The organism is Mycobacterium sp. DL592 (genome assembly GCF_011694515.1).
Classification (GTDB): Bacteria; Actinomycetota; Actinomycetes; order Mycobacteriales; family Mycobacteriaceae; genus Mycobacterium.
Map to the genome: position 1 here is coordinate 88,224 of NZ_CP050192.1, position 15,399 is coordinate 103,622.

7 protein-coding genes are annotated in these 15,399 nt (G+C 68.0%); all 7 read right to left on the reverse strand.

Annotated elements, in window-relative coordinates:
• Window positions 1-23: 23 nt before the first annotated feature.
• Window positions 24-1,523, reverse strand: a complete 1,500-nt coding sequence (locus HBE64_RS00390) for an APC family permease (RefSeq protein WP_167096724.1) — start codon at window positions 1,521-1,523, stop codon at window positions 24-26.
• Window positions 1,524-1,593: 70 nt separating this feature from the next.
• Window positions 1,594-4,800, reverse strand: a complete 3,207-nt coding sequence (locus tag HBE64_RS00395; protein WP_167096726.1) for an arabinosyltransferase domain-containing protein — start codon at window positions 4,798-4,800, stop codon at window positions 1,594-1,596.
• Between the two features lie 10 nt (window positions 4,801-4,810).
• On the reverse strand, window positions 4,811-8,068 hold the full coding sequence (locus HBE64_RS00400; protein ID WP_167096728.1) for an arabinosyltransferase domain-containing protein: 3,258 nt from the start codon (window positions 8,066-8,068) through the stop codon (window positions 4,811-4,813).
• Window positions 8,069-8,155: 87 nt separating this feature from the next.
• Window positions 8,156-11,392, reverse strand: a complete 3,237-nt coding sequence (locus HBE64_RS00405; protein WP_167096730.1) for an arabinosyltransferase domain-containing protein — start codon at window positions 11,390-11,392, stop codon at window positions 8,156-8,158.
• Complete coding sequence (locus HBE64_RS00410) at window positions 11,392-13,233, reverse strand: galactan 5-O-arabinofuranosyltransferase (protein ID WP_167096732.1); 1,842 nt, start codon at window positions 13,231-13,233, stop codon at window positions 11,392-11,394. The genes HBE64_RS00405 and HBE64_RS00410 overlap by 1 nt, the downstream gene beginning before the upstream one ends.
• A gap of 6 nt (window positions 13,234-13,239) precedes the next feature.
• Complete coding sequence (locus HBE64_RS00415; RefSeq protein WP_167096734.1) at window positions 13,240-14,022, reverse strand: decaprenylphospho-beta-D-erythro-pentofuranosid-2-ulose 2-reductase; 783 nt, start codon at window positions 14,020-14,022, stop codon at window positions 13,240-13,242.
• Complete coding sequence (locus tag HBE64_RS00420; protein ID WP_167096736.1) at window positions 14,023-15,396, reverse strand: FAD-binding oxidoreductase; 1,374 nt, start codon at window positions 15,394-15,396, stop codon at window positions 14,023-14,025.
• Between the last annotated feature and the right edge of the window lie 3 nt (window positions 15,397-15,399).

The following is a 15,399-nucleotide window of genomic DNA, read 5'->3' on the forward strand; positions in this document are numbered from 1 at the left end:
ACACAAGGTATTTGACGCTGGTGTCAAGTCCGTTCGGTGGGCAGTGTGTCGCCGCGGAAGAATGCCGGTGCCTTGATGTTCCACAGGATCATAAGCACGACGCCGAATGCCAGGCTGAGCACTCCGACGACGAACACAGTGCCGATACCGGCCACCGAGCCGCCCGAACCGTACGCCGGGTCGATCATGTGATAGGCCTCGGTGATGCCCACCGGGATGAGGATCAGGGCACCGATACCCGGCAGGATGACCTGCTCCAGTGCGGTCTTCACCGATCGAAATGCGCTGCGCCAGAAGTACACCACCGACGACACCGCGACCACCGAGTAGTAGGTCATGATGGCGATGCCGACGCTGTAGACGGAGTCCTCCACGATGGATTCGCTGACCAGCGTGAGCCCGCCGTAGATGGCCAGGCTGGTCAGGCCGATCACCCAGGTGGCGAACTTCGGCGTCTGGCTCACCTCGTCGACCGAGGCGAACCGGTTCGGCAGCGCCTTGTACGTCGCCATCGACAGCAGGCCACGTGCCGTCGGCATCACCGTGGACATCGTGGCCGAGAACGCCGAGATACCGACGATCAGCGCGGCGATCACCGCGCCCCGGGTGCCGATGGCCGCACCGGCCAGCGTGGTGAAGACGTCGTCGATGTTGGTGGGATTGGTCAGGCTTGTCGGACTGGTTTCGTCGATGCCCGCGAAAGCCAGTGCGGCGACGCTGAATACGACGTAGGTGACGACGGTGATGATGATGGCCGTCACGCCGCTGCGGCCGGCCTGCTCAGGAGTGCCGGTAGTCTCCTCGGACATCGCCAGTGAAGCGTCGAAGCCCCAGAAGATGAAGATGGCGACCAAGAACCCGCCGAGCAACGCACCGGGGCTCGCGATGGCGAAGGGATTGAACCATTCGACGGAGAACGGCTCGGCGGTCGGGCTCTGGTGGCCACGGAACGCGGCAATGATCATGATGCCCGCGAACAGTGCCAGGCCGCCGTACTGCACGATGGTCAGGATCAGCGTGGTCCGAGACGACTCCTCGGCGCCGCGCGCCACCAGCCAGGTCGTCGTCAGAATGAACACCGCGGCCACCAGCACGTTGAACCAGGACGGCGGATCGTCGATGCCGAGCACGACCGCGGTGGCATTGACCAGTATTCCCGCGGCACCGACGCCGGCGAGGATGCTGGAGAGCACCAGCGCGTAGCCGCCGATCCAGCCGATGTGCGGCGCGATCGCCTTGGATCCCCAGGTGAACACCGTGCCCGCGTCCGGGGCGGCGTCAGTGAGGTGCTTGTAGGCCAGGGCGACGAAGTACATCGGGATGACCGCGATGATGAACACGATGGGCAACTGGTAACCCGACTCCGCCGCGCCATGACCCAGCGCGCCGGTCAGCGAGTAGGCCGGTGCGGTGGCGGCAAGGCCGATCGCCACCGCGCCGACCAGGGAGACCGAGCCCTTCTTGAGGCCTTTGGATCGCAGGCCGTGCATCAAAGGGTCGATGGTTGCCGCGTCGTCAGCCATCTTGGGATTGTTTCACCGCGAACGGCTTCCGGGCGTCGCTACGCCTTGAACCGACTACGCCTTGATCCGACTAAGCCTTGATCCTGATTCGTCCCGGCTTCCACAGGCCGCTGTGTGTGGCGGTGCCCAGTTCGATCTGTGCCGGCTCGGCGTCGACGATCGTCGCGAACTTACGCAGCGAGCCCCAGTCGCGGCCCCAGTCGTGGGACAGGTAGGTGGCCATCACGTTCTGGCGCAGTAACAGGTCGCTGATGCCGAGCAGACCGCCGTTGCGGCCGTCCTCCCAGGTGTCGGTGTCCTGCTTCTTGGCGGTGTAGTCCGGTGTGATGCGGAACTTCGGCACCTCGGTGACACCGTTGGCGTGCAGCATCGGCTGCTGGCAAGGGAAGGCCAGGCCCACGGCCCAGTCCATCAACACCGGCTGTGTGGACCCGACGTACTCCTGGACGGAGCGCAACTCCGGAACACGTGGCGGCGTCACGGCGATCCAGTCGCCCTGTGACAGCGAGCGGTCCTGGGCCACGATGCGTACGACGGTGGCGTCGGCGGGCATCTCCGAGCGGGCGAATCGCAGATTGCGCCACGACGGCGCGGGCCCGAGGTCGTAGGGCGTCACCCGGCCCGCAGGCACCGGCGCACCGTCGGGACCGAGCCTGCCGTACTCCAGCTCCACGAGCTGTCCGTCGGTCAGACCGTTGAGCACGCTGCGGCCGGCGATGGTGCCCGCGGCCGTGACGACCACCAGCGGATGGCCGCTGTCGTTGGGCGGCAACGTGTACCAGGCCGAGTTGAGGGTGGCTTCCTGCTGCGGCCCCACGACATAGCTGCCCGCCAGCGCCACCCGTGCGGGGTCGAGGCCGTATGGCAGCGGCACCGTCGAGCCGTTGACTCCGGGGGTGTCCAACTTGATCGGCTGGTCCCAGTCGTAGTCGGTGCCTGGCTGTGGGTTGGTCATCCGAATCGATTCGGCGACAATGTGTTCCGGCACGCCGCTGGGTGTGAAGCCGACGGGCTTGGTGCCGCCCAACGGGCCGAGCGGGCCGTAATCGCCGGGCAGCGGGCTGAGGAAGCCCGCGTTGGGGTCGGGTTCGACGAGCACGTCATCGGCCAGACCGCAGCCGCCGGAGAACGACCGCAGGTTCGCCCACGCGTTGGAGTACGTCGGGTACTGGCGCACGATTCCCGCCGTCATGGAGCCGACGAAGACCACCACCATGAGTCCGGCCGCCACCGGGATCGGCGCGGCGGTGACGGCGCGCGCAATGCGGCCCTCACCGTGGTCACGCGAGTTGAAGTGCAGCCACACCGTGTAGAGGGCGGAGACGACGAACAGGAAGAAAAAGATTGTGCTGACCGTGATTCCGGCGATCCGCGGCATCGCGTTGTTGAACGGCACACCGTAGCTCGAGACGTACCACCAGCCGTTGGTGGTTGCGAAGCACAGTGCCAGCACGAAGAGCACCGCGGTGACCACAGTCATCCGGTTGCGCGACCAGCGCAGCACCTTGGGCGAGACCAGCACGGTGGCCAGCGCGGCCATCGCCGCACCCACCGCGGCGAACAAGCCGAAGTGATGCACCCACTTGGTCGGGGTGAACATCAGGAAGAACATCGTCGCGAAGATGACACCGATCAGCCGCCACACCGGTCCCCGGGCCACGCCTGGAACCCGCTTGCGGCGCAACATGATGAACATCGAGACGAACAGCGACAGCGCGGTGATCAGGAAGCCGAACCGGCGCGACAGCGAGCCGTCGACGGTCGGCAGGATCAGGTAGTAGTAGCGCAGGTTCTCGGTGTACCAAGCTTGGCTGGGCCCGATGTCGGTGCGAATCCTGGTCGCTTCCAACACCGTTGCCAGCGTCTGATCGGCGAAGACGACAGTCAGGATGACCGTGCCGGCGGCGAGCAGCGGAAGTACCAGTGGCCAGGTGCCCACGATGGCGCGGCGGCGCACCAGGATTCGTAGAATCGGGCGGCCACCGGCGATCAGCGCCGCCACGGCGATCAGCCCGGTGGGCTGGATGCCGAGGGTGAAGGCGGCGCTGATGATCGCCAGCGCGAACGGGGTCAGCCGGCCGGAGATGATCGCGCGTTCGATGAGCACGTAGGTGATCAGGGCGCCGGTGGCGATCTGACCTTCGGGGCGAAGACCGTTGTTGAACGGCATCCAGGCCGCCATCAGCACCAGGCCGGCCGCCCACAGTGCGGGTCTGCTGCGCTCGACGGCGGGACCCAAGCGGGGCAACACTTCCCGCGACAGCAGCAGCCAGCACAGCAGTGCACAGAGCAGGTCCGGCAGGCGCATCCAGATGCTGGCATCGCTGACGTGCGTCATCAGGGCCAGCACGTTGTAGAACCAGCCGAACGGGTCCTCGGGACTGCCGAACCAGCGGAAGTAGTTCGACATGTAGCCGGCGTGGTCGGCCACCCGGGCCATGCCGAGGATGTAGCCGTCGTCCGAGGAGTTCGCACCGATGACGTGCCATACCAGGAACCCGGTCACCACGGTGGCGTCGACGGCGGTGAACGTGCGCCAGCGCTGCGGAATCCACGAGTGCATGCGGTGGCCGTCGAGCCGGTCCAGCCGCCACAGTGCGCCCAGCGCGACGGCTGTGGCGGCGATCGCCAGCAGCATCGCGGCCAGCTTCAGCGCTGTCGGCTTGGTGGAGAACCGGGTGTCGACGGTGGCCGAGAACGTCAGGCCCGGGGGAGCCGGCCCGGTCAGGTCGGTGAAAACCCCCACGATCGCGGGCCGCAGGTTCGGGTCGGGGAACCCGCTGCGCATCTCCTTGCCGGTCGTGGGGTCGGTCAGTCCCACGAAGGTTGCGAACGTCCCCGCCTCGTTGGAGCTGATCTCGATGCGGGAGCAGCCGGTGAGCTTCGTGCGCGGCACGCTGGCGATCACCACATTGCGGTCGGTGATGTCGACCCGCTGCGCGGTGACGTTGACGAACAGCGAATTCAGCGCTGCCTCTTTGCCTTTCTCCGGCGCGAGGCCCAGCACCAAACCACCCTGGGGCGGCATGGATCCGATGACATCGCACGGAATCGTGGCGGTCAGCGACACCGGTGCCTGTGAGATCAGCGGGGCGGTGACATTGCCGAACTGCCCGCCTTGCGGCCAGTTCAGCGTGGCGGTGGTCTGCACCACCGGCAGCAGCGGCGTCAATACCGCCAGCACGAACCCCACCAGGCCAGAGATCGTGGCCACCCAGCGGGTGACCTTGACGTCGTGGGCCGCGTCTCGGGCGTTGGCGGCGAGAGTCTGTGTCATGGCGCCCCTGTCACGGCAAAGCCCTGATCGGTCCGTTGCGGCTCCAGCCGAACACCTTCACCGAGCCTTGGTCGATGACGGCGGTCGGCGCCTGGTCGGCGGGCACCAGGCGGATGTAGCGCTCCAGGGCGCCCCAGTCCCGGTACCAGTCGTTACGCAGGTAGGTCGGGATGGTCGCGGTCGTCAGCAGCGCCTGGATGAACAGGAACGGGCCACCCGCGCGGGCCGACTGCCACATATTCGACGACACCACAACCTGTTTGAGGTTGGGCAGGATCCGGTACTCGGGCAGTTCGGCGACGCCGAGGTGTTCGGCGAACGGCCGCTGGCACGGGAAGTTCGCGGCGGTGGCGATGTCCATCAGGATCGGGGTCTGCGAACCCAGGAACTGCTGCGCGGTCTGCAGCACCGGCACCCGCGGCGGGGTGAACCCGAACCACTGGTCGTCGCTCAGGTTCGGATCGTCGGCCACGATGCGCGCCACATTGGCCTCCGGCGGCGCCCACGCCAGCGGGAAACGCAGGTTGCGCCAAGCCTTTTGGGCGATGACGTCGATGGGCTGCACCGAGTTCAGCGCCTGGAAGCTGCCGTCGGGCCGCGCCACACCCCACTGCAGTTTCAGCGACTGGCCGTAGTTGAACTGGCCCTCTTCGTCGTAGAACCAGATGGCACCTGCGGCGGCGACAGTGACCAGTGGGCGGTCGGAGGTCCGCGGCGGCAACTGGTACCACGCCGAGGTGGCTTTGGCGGCGACGGTGTTCTCCTTGTAGGAGCCCATCACCGGGGTGGTCTTGGGGTCCAGGCCGAACGGCAGGAACACCCGCGATCCGTTGACACCGACGGGGCCGTAACCGCCGCCGGTTCCCGCCGCGTAGGCGATGCCGACATTCGGCTTGTTCGGCGAGCCGTCGGAGTTGACGGTGCCGGGGTTGGCGACGAACGGCTCGGCCGGCTCGAGGGTGTCGCTGATTCCGTTGGGGGTGAACCCGATCGGGTTCTCCCCGCCCAGCGGACCGTACTGTCCCCATTTCTGGCCCGGAACCGGTTGCAACATACCGGCATTCGGATCCGGCTCGACGAGGACGTCGTCGGCCATGGCGCAGCTGCTGTTCGACAGGCCAGAGCTCAGTGCCGACACGTTGGCCTTGGCGGTGGTGTACACCGGGTAGCGCTGCACGAACGCCTTGGTCATCGAGCCGACCTCGAGCAGCACCATGATGACCGCGAACACCAGCAGCGGGGTGGACGCCAAAACCCGGTTGCGGCGGGTGTTCTTGACCTCGGTGTGCCCGGCGTAGTCCATCCGGAAGTGCAGCCACCCCGCCAGCAGGCCGGTGACGATGGCCAGGCCGAGGAACATGCTCGTCACCGGCTGGTGGGCGATAACGGGCTGTCGGTCGAACCACGGCACCCCGTAGTTGCCGACGTAGAACCAGCCGTTGATTCCCGAGGTCGCCCAGGCCAGCACGAACAGCAGTGCGGTCACCCACAGCGCGAGGTTGCGTCGGCTGTGCAGGCCGACCCTGGCGAAGGCGAACGCGGCGACCCCGCCCAGCGCGCCGGCCAGTCCGGCGAACGCGCCGAACTGCACCGCCCATTTGGTGGGGGTGAACGTCAGCAGCAGCAGACCGATCGCGGTGCTGCCGACCAGGCGCCACACCGGCCCGTTGGCCACCCCGGGCACCCGGCCGCGCCGCAGCAGCACGGCCAGCAGGCCGAACAGGCACAGCAGCATCGTCAGCACGGCGAAGCGACGGGTCAGCGAGCTTTCCACGTTGTCTTCGACGGTCAGGAAGTAGTAGCGCAGGAAGTCCTGGTACCAGGCGATCGTGGGGCCGACGACGTATTTGATCCGGGCGGATTCGGCGACGGTGGCCAGCGTCTGGTCGCGGAACACCACCACGAAGATGGTCGACAGCGCGGCGGCCACGGCGGCCAGCGGTGCGAGCAGTCCGGTGGCGGCGCGGCGGCTGCTGATGACTTGCCAGATTGCGCGGGAGCCCACCAGTAGCGGCGCGGTGGCGATCAGCCCCTGGGGCGCGAGCGTCACACTGAACACCACGATGACGATGGCGATGGCCGCAGGCAGCAGCCTGCGGGTGGCGATGGCGTTCTCGATCAGAATCCAGGCGGCCAGCGCGCCGAAGGCGATCAGCGGCTCGGGCCGCAGGCCGTTGTTGAAGGGCAGCCAGGCGGCCAGGAACACCGCGCCCGCCGTCCACACTGCGGCCCGGTCGAGGGAGAGCCGCCTGCCGAGGCGGGGCAGTACGCAGCGGCTCAGGATCAGCCAGGTGGCGATGCCCGCCAGGGTGGCGGGCAGCCGCATCCACACCCCGGCGGTGCTGACCGACGCGAGGTGGGCCAGCACCGACTGGTACCAGTCGAACGGGGCTTCAGTGGCGCCGAAGAACCGGAAGTAATTGGCGGTGTAGCCGGCCTCGCCGGAGACCCGCGCGATGGTCAGGTTGTAGCCGTCGTCGGAGGAGATGGCGCCGATGACGTGCCACAGCAGCAGGGTGCCGAGCACCGCGGCGTCGGCCAGCCAGGTGGCCCACCCGACCCGCCAGAACCGCCGCCACGCCCCGGCGACTCGCCGGCCTGACTGCGCGTCGAGCACCGCGAGCGCAACCAGCGATGCGACCACGCAGGCGATGCCCAGGGCCATCACGGCGAGCTTCAGTGAGGTGGGGTTGGTGATGAACCGGGTGTCGATGTCGACCCGCGCCGACAGCCCGGGCTGCGGCGGCACCTTCAGGTCGGTGAAGATCCCGGCGATCTGGGGCTTCTTCTCCGGTGACAGCCGGCCCGTCGCACCGGGGATCCCGACGAAATCGGCGCCCGTGCCGCCCGGGCCCGCCCACAGGTGCAACGTGCTGCAGGCCGGTGTCGCCACCGCGGAGCGCGGCGCCACGGCGGCCACCGTGTCGCGGAATGCGACGACGACGGTGTCGGCGTTGGCCCGGACGAACAGGCCGTTGCGGCTGGCGTCTATACCGGCGGGCGGGATCGTGGAGAACACCAGGCCGCCCTCGGCGGGCAGGGTCGCGATGGCCTGGCAGGGGATCGACACGTCCATCGACCGCGGGGCCCCGGACACCAGGGGCGCGGTGATGTCACCGACCCGGTCCCCCTGCGGCCACTGGATAGCAGCGGTGGTCTGGGTGACCGGCAGCAGCGGCGTCAGGCCGCAGAGCACGATGCCGAGAATGCCGGCGACGACGGCGACGAGCTTCGCGATCCGGAGAGAAGCGTCGCTGTCGCTAGGCACGAGGCTCGATGTTAGGCGACGAGGCTTAGCGCCTTCGGAAGGCCTGCGGGGGCGCACCGATTTGAGACTGGATTGCAGCCCTGAGGACTACGTCGGCCGCAGCGGAGCCGGGCTCCAGAAGCCGCTGCGGGTGGCGGTGCCGAGGTCCAGGCGGGCCGGCTGGGCGTTGGGGTAGAACGCGTTGAGCCGCTGCAGCGCGCCCCAGTCCCTAAACCAGTCGTCTTTGAGGTAGGTCGGCACGGTGACCGCGCGGTAGAGCAGCTCGCTGATGCCCAGCGGACCACCGCCGATGTTGTCCATCACCGGCGAGTTGGCCTCGGCGCCGAACCGATCCGGCAGGATCCGCCACTTCGGCGGCTCGATGACGCCGTTCTGGTGGCCGAACGGCCGCTGGCACGGGAACGCCAGACCGACCAGCCAGTCCAGCAGAACGGGATCCTGAGAGCCGACGACCTGCTGCAGGGTGCGGAGCTTGGGGATGCGCGGCGGGGTCAGCGCGATCCAATGCTGCGGGGCCAGGTCGTCGTCGGAGGCGACGATGCGGATCTGAGTGGCGTTGCGCGGGATCGCGGCCAGCGGGGCGCGCAGGTTGCGCCACGCCGGTGCGGCGCCGATGTCGGCGAAGCCCAGGCCACCGCCGGGCTTGTTGGCGGCAGCGCCCTCGTCGGTGGCCCACTGCACCTGGACCTCGTCCTGGTCGAAGCGGCCGGCCGCGGAGACCACCAGCAGCGGGGACGAGCGCCAGTCGTCGGGCAGCCGGTACCACGCGGAGCGCAGCCTGGCGGGCTGCTGGATGCCCGAGCGCCAGCTGCCCAGCACCGGGGTGCGGTTCGGGTCGAGCCCGTAGGGCAGCCGGGCGCGTGAGCCGTTGACGCCGGCGGCCGCGGTCGTGCCGCCCTCGGTGCCGGCCTCACTGCTGGTGGCCACTCCGTCGTTCTCGGCGAGGCTGCCGCCGCCGGGCGGTTCCAGCACCGGATCGGCGGAGACGTCGGCGGGAACGCCGCCGGGGGTGAAGCCTTCGGCGGTCGAGCCCAGTCCCTCGCCGATCGGGACGCCGATCGGGATGAGCGTCCCGGCGTTGGGGTCGAGTTCGACCATGACGTCGTCGGCCAGACCGCACGTCTTGCCGGTCAGCGCCTGCAGATTCGAGCGGCCCACCGACCACGCCGGCCACTGCTCGGTCATCCCGAGCGTCAGCGACAGCACCTCGAAGATCACCAGCAGCCAGGCCACGCCCGCCAACGGTGAACCGACGATCCCCGACCACCATCGCCGCCGGCCGGTGCTGCCGTTGTGGCGGCCGGAGAAGTGGAACCACGCGGCCAGCAGCAGGGTCAGCACGGTCAGCCCGAGCAGGAACGTGGTGAAACCGAAGTGCCATTCGGGGAACTGGTTGGACCACGGAACGCCGAAGTTGGAGACGTACCACCAGCCGTTGACGCTGGCGAACGACAGCGCTGTCACGAACAACACCAGGGCGGCGAACATGGTTCGGTTGCGCCGAGATCGGAGCACGTGCGCGGTCACCGCGACGGCGGCTAGCGCACCGAGTGAGCCGGCCAGACCGGCGAACACCCCGAAGTGGTGCGTCCATTTGGTCGGGGTGAACATCATCGCCAGGAACGAGATGATCGTGATGCCGATGATGCGCCGGCTCGGTCCCGCGGCGGTGCCCGGGATGTGGCCGCGGCGCAGGATCATCGCCACCGAGACCGCCAGGGCGATCAACAGGGCCAGGACGGCGAACCGCCGCGCGACCGAGCCGTCGGGGCTGGCCATGAACAGACGCTCGTAGCGGATGTGCTCGTCGAACCAGCTCAGGCTCGGCCCGACTGCGGATTTGAGCATGTTGGCCTGGACCTCGCCGACCAGGGTCTGATCCCGGAAGATCAGGATGATCGTCACCGTCGCGGCGGCCAGGATGGGCGCCAGCAGGGGCAGCAGTCCGAACTGGCGGGACCGGCGGTGCAGGATCGTGCGCAGCGGCCCGATGGCCACCAGCAGCGCACCGATCGAGGCGATACCGGTCGGGCCGGAGAACAGGGTCAGCGCGCCGACGATGCAGGCGAAGGCGACGGGCAGCAGGCGGCTGGTGGCGACGCCGCGCTCCACGCAGATCCAGGTCAGCAGGATGCCGATGGCGATGATCGGTTCGGGGCGCAGGCCGTTGTTCAGCGGCAGCCAGAACGCCAGGAACATCCCCGCCGCCGTCCACGCCGCGGCCCGCGTGGTCTTCACCGCATGGCCGAGCCGGGGGATGACCTCGCGGCTGATGATCCACCAGCAGGCCAGCGCCATCATCAGGGTGGGCAGCCGCATCCAGATGCTGGCCGTCGACACGTGCGCCCATAGCGCCAGCAGGTCGTAGTACCAGCCGAACGGGGCTTCCGGGGTGCCGAACCAGCGGTAGTAGTTGGCCATGTAGCCGGCGTGCTCGGAAACCCGGGCCATGGTGAGGATGTAGCCGTCGTCGGACGTGTTGGCTCCCACGAAGTGCCACCACACCAGGACCGCGATGACGACCCCGTCGAGTGCGCCAAGTGACCACCACCGCGGCGGCAGGAAGCGGCGGTGCCGCATCCCGTCGGCGGTGTCCATGACGTGCAGCGCCACCAGCGCGACGATGGTCAGCAGTACGCCCAGGACCATCGCCGCCAGCTTCAGCGCGGAAGGCGCGCTGCTATAGCGGGTGTCGACGGTGGCCGACAGACTCAGGCCGGGCGGCGCCGGACCGGACAGGTCGGTGAAGACCCCGACGATCTGGGGCCGGAAGTCGTAGCCGCCGCGCTCACCTCTGAGTGGCGCCCCGGGGTCGTCGCTGTCGGGGCCCTTGGTGAGGCCGACGAACTCGGCGGTGACCTTGTCGGCGTGGGCGGTGAACGTCACCTTCTGGCAGGCCGGGCTGAGCACCTGGGACAGCGGGGCCACGACGACGGGGGTGTTGCGGACGACGACCACCAGGTTGTCGTTGGCGCGCTGGATCAGCAGGCCGCGGTCGACGGCTTTGGGGGCCTGCTTGGGGACGGTGGACAGCAGTACGGTCCGGCCGGTGGGCTCGAGCCCGGCGGCCACCTGGCAGGGCACCTCGATTTTCAGGTCGGTGGCGACGTAGCTGATGAGCGGCGCGGTGACGCTGTCCAGGACGCCGTTCTGCGGCCAGTTGAGTTCCGCGGTGGTCTGTTTGACGGGCAGTAACGGCGTCATGATCGCCAGTGCGGCACCCAGCAGGCCGGCGACGACGGCGACGAGACGCGCGGTCCGATAGTTCGCCCGCGTCTGCTCCACGGAGCTAGATGGTAATTGCCGGGCCGGCGAGCCCGTCACTACGGATTCCTGATGGCCAGGATGAACGGTCCGATGTCCTTGACGGTGAACTGCGGTCCCTTGAAGAGGTCGGCGTTGAGTTCGACGGCGTAGCGGCGCACGTTGGGCTGGTTGGGGTAGACGTCCTGGGCCAGTCGCAGGGTGTAGGTGTCGTTAGCTCCGCGGCGCATCAGGAACACCGTCGGCGCTTTCCAGGGCAGCGCGTCGAGGGCCTTGATGAACTGGTCGGTGTTCTTGAGCTCAGCCCACGATTCGATGGCCGCCGCCCGCTTGTCGAACTCGGCGAGCGGGTTGGCGTAGTGCGAGGTCAGCCCCTGGAACCCGTAGTAGGGGTAGTAGGACAGGAAGCTGTAGTCGGCGGTCATCACCACGGTGTCCTCGCGGGGCCTGCCGGTGATCTGCTGGATGGCGCCGTCGATCTGGTCGTAGTACTTCTCGGCGCCGGGCGGCCTGCGGTCACCGCGCTGGCCGTTGCCGTCGGTGTCGGTGTAGGCGACGGTCAGGTCGGGTCGCAGGACGTCGGGGATGTCCTGGCTGAAGCCGATCGCCCCGATCAGCCCGATCGCGGCGGCCACCGGGATGACCTTGCGGTTGGTCCGGGTGGCGATCACCAAGGCGACCTCGATGAAGCCGAACGCGCCTGCCGCGGACAGCAGGACGGTCAGGGTGGGCTGCAGCCGGAAGGACAGCAGCGTGGTGCCGACCAGGGTGGTCAGCATCGACAGCAGCGACCACGCGTAGAGCGACAACACCCCGATACCCAGCGCCGCTGCGCGAGTTGCGGTGCGAGCCCGCCAGACCAGCCACAGCGTGCCGAGCATGCACAGCGCACCCAGCAGTGAGAACTGCAGCATCGGGAAGGTCAGCACCGCGCCGTCGGCGGGCAGGTAGTGCTGGGCGCTGCCGGTGTCACTCATCGGGCCCTTGGTGGCCCGCAGCAGGAACGGCAGCCAGGTGATCAGCGCGATGCCTGCGGCGATCGCACCCGCCACCAGCACTCGCAGGAGCGGTTCGGCGCTGCGGCGGCTGATCGCGACCAGCACCGCCATCACGACGACGGTGAACGCCGTGTAGCCGAGCAGCAGGGTGTAGAAGGTGGCGGCGACGCCGAGGAAGACGCCGACGCCGACGACAGCGGCCCAGCCGCCGTGTCTTGCCGAGCCCCGTAGTCCCGACCAGGCCAGCACCAAGACCGGCGGGATCAGCACGGTGATCATTGCCGCGTACGGTTCCTGCGAACCGTAGGCGAGCATGACGGCCGCGGTGGCGGTGGTGACCACTAGGGCGTACTCGAATCGAATCAGCCTCGACCACAACACCATTGCCAGCACTACTGCGATGGCGATCGAGGTGATGGCCCAGGGTTTGAATATCTCCCAGGCCGGTGTGCCGGTGAGTGCGGCGGCGCGTCCGCCCAGCCAGAACCAGCCCGGTGGGTAGAAGGGCGGCAGGCCGGAGTAGGTCATGTCGTGCAGTGCGGGGCTCTCGGTGAGCCTCGTCAGGTATTCAGTGCGGAACTGCTGGTCCACCGAGATGCCGAACAGGTAGAGCTTGGTGGCGCCCAGCGGCATGCCGAGGGTCACCACGGTGAACGCCGACAGGAACACCCCCGCGGCGATGCGGGCCAGCCACTGATAGCCCCTACGCCACACGAGTCCGGTGCCGAGCAGCAGGACAAGGCAGCCGACCTGGCCGACCGTGGTCAGGGCGTGCAGCTGGTTCGACGACGGGAACGCGGGCCATTCGACGGTGGCGATCGCGTACAGCGAGACGGCTGAAACGACTACGGCGACAAAGGCTCCCGCGACCATCTGGCCGGCCGTGGCCAAGACGCTGCGCATGGGGGGCTAGATCGGCAGCTTGCGGAAGATCGGGCGCGGAATGTGCCGCAGCACCGACATCAGCACCCGCACCTGGCCGGGGGCCCACACCAGGTCTTTGCCCTTGGCTGCCGACGTCACGGCCAGTTCGGCGACGTCCTCGGCGTTGACGGTGAAGGGCGCCTCCTTGGCGCCGGTGGCCTTCCAGTGTTCCAGCGTGGTGGTGGTGCGCACCTGGCCGGGGCGGATCACCAGAACGTGAACTCCGAACTCGCGCAGAGCTTCTCCGAGGCCAAGGTAGAAGCCGTCGAGGCCGGCCTTGGTGGAGCCGTAGACGAAGTTGTTGCGGCGCACGCGTTCGCCGGCCACCGAGCTCATGGCGATGATCTGCCCGTAACCCTGGGCGCGCATCTTCTCACTGATAAGCACACCCACCGAAACCGCTGCGGTGTAGTTGATCTGGGCGCTCAAGACTGCCTTGGCCTGGTTCTGCCACAGCTCCTCGGCATCGCCGAGGATGCCGAACGCCACGATAGCGACGTCGACATCACCTTGCGCCCAAGCTTTTTCGATGACACCGGGGTGGCTGGCGGTGTCCAGGGCGTCGAAGTCGAGGTATTCCACCGACTTCGCGCCCGCAGCCTCCAGTTGGGCGATTGCAGCGTCGCGCTTGGGGGCGTTAGGCAGGTCGGCCAGGATCACCCGTGCCTTGGCGTTGCGCAGATAGCGCGCGACGATGGCCAGGCCGATCTCGGAGGTTCCGCCCAACAACAGGATGGTTTGCGGATTGCCGGTGGCGTCGAAGACCATTTAGGAGAGCTCCAAGCGTCGGGCCATATCGGACATGAACACACCGTCGGGATCCACCCTGCGGCGCACGGCAATCCACTCGTCGATGCGCGGATACATGGCGTGGAACGTGTCCGCTGTGGTGCGGGAATCCTTGGCTGTGTAGAGCCGCCCGCCGAACTGCAGCACGCGGCTGTCCAGCTCGTCGACGAAGTCACTGAGCCCGGCCTTGATGGGGAAATCCACGCAGACGTTCCAGCCGGGGATCGGAAAGCTCAGCGGGGCTTGGTTTCCCGGCCCGAAGAGCTTGAACACATTGAGGAATGAGTAATGCCCGGAGCGCTGGATGTCGACGATGATCGCCTTGAACTCCTCGACGGCCTCGGTCGGCACCACGAACTGGTACTGCAGGAAGCCGGACGGCCCGTAGGCGCGGTTCCACTCTCCGAACATGTCCAGGGGGTGGTAGAACTGCGTCAGGTTCTGGACCTTGCCGCGGTAGGTACCCGACTTTCGGTACCACAGCTCGCCGATGGGGCCGAAGGTGTACTTGTTGGCCAGCCCGTTGGGAAAGACGTCGGGCAGCGTAAGTAGTTGTGGCGCATCGAACTTCAGCGGATTCTTCTGCAGCTTCTTGGGAAGCTGGTCCAGCCGGGCCAGTGAGCCGCGGGAGATCGCGGCGCGGCCCAGCTTCGGCGGAGCGCTGATCGCGTCGAACCATGCGCTGGAGTAGGTGTAGTTGGATTCGCTGCCGTCGCTGTGGAAGGCGATGGTCTCGTCCAGAGTGTGGGTGACGTCGCCGTCGGCGACGAAGTAGGCCGTCTCAGTGGGGGTCATCTCGATCGTGGCCCGCAGGATGATGCCGGTCAGTCCGTTGCCGCCCACGGTCGCCCAGAACACGTCGGCGTCTTCGCCGTCGGGCGTGATGGTGCGGACCTGCCCGTCAGCGGTCAGCAGCTCCATCGATCGCACGTGGTTGCCGAAGCTGCCGGCGCTGTGGTGGTTCTTGCCGTGGATGTCGCATCCGATCGCACCGCCGACGGTGACCTGGCGGGTGCCCGGCAGCACCGGCACCCACAGCCCGAATGGCAGGGCGGCCTTCATCAGCTGGTCGAGATTCACGCCCGCGTCGACGTCGACTAGGCGGGTGTCGGAGTCGATGGAGTGGATGCGGTCCAGCGCGCTCATGTCGATGACGAGACCGCCACCGTTCTGGGCGTTGTCACCGTAGGAGCGGCCGAGACCGCGGGCGATCACCCCGCGCTGATTGTCGTCGGCGGCGCGCGCCACGGCCTTGACGATCACCTCGGGGTCCGGCGTCGACAACACCTCGGCGACGGTGGGCGCGGTGCGTCCCCAGCCGCTCAGGCGTCGGGTTGTCGTGGTTGTGGACATCGT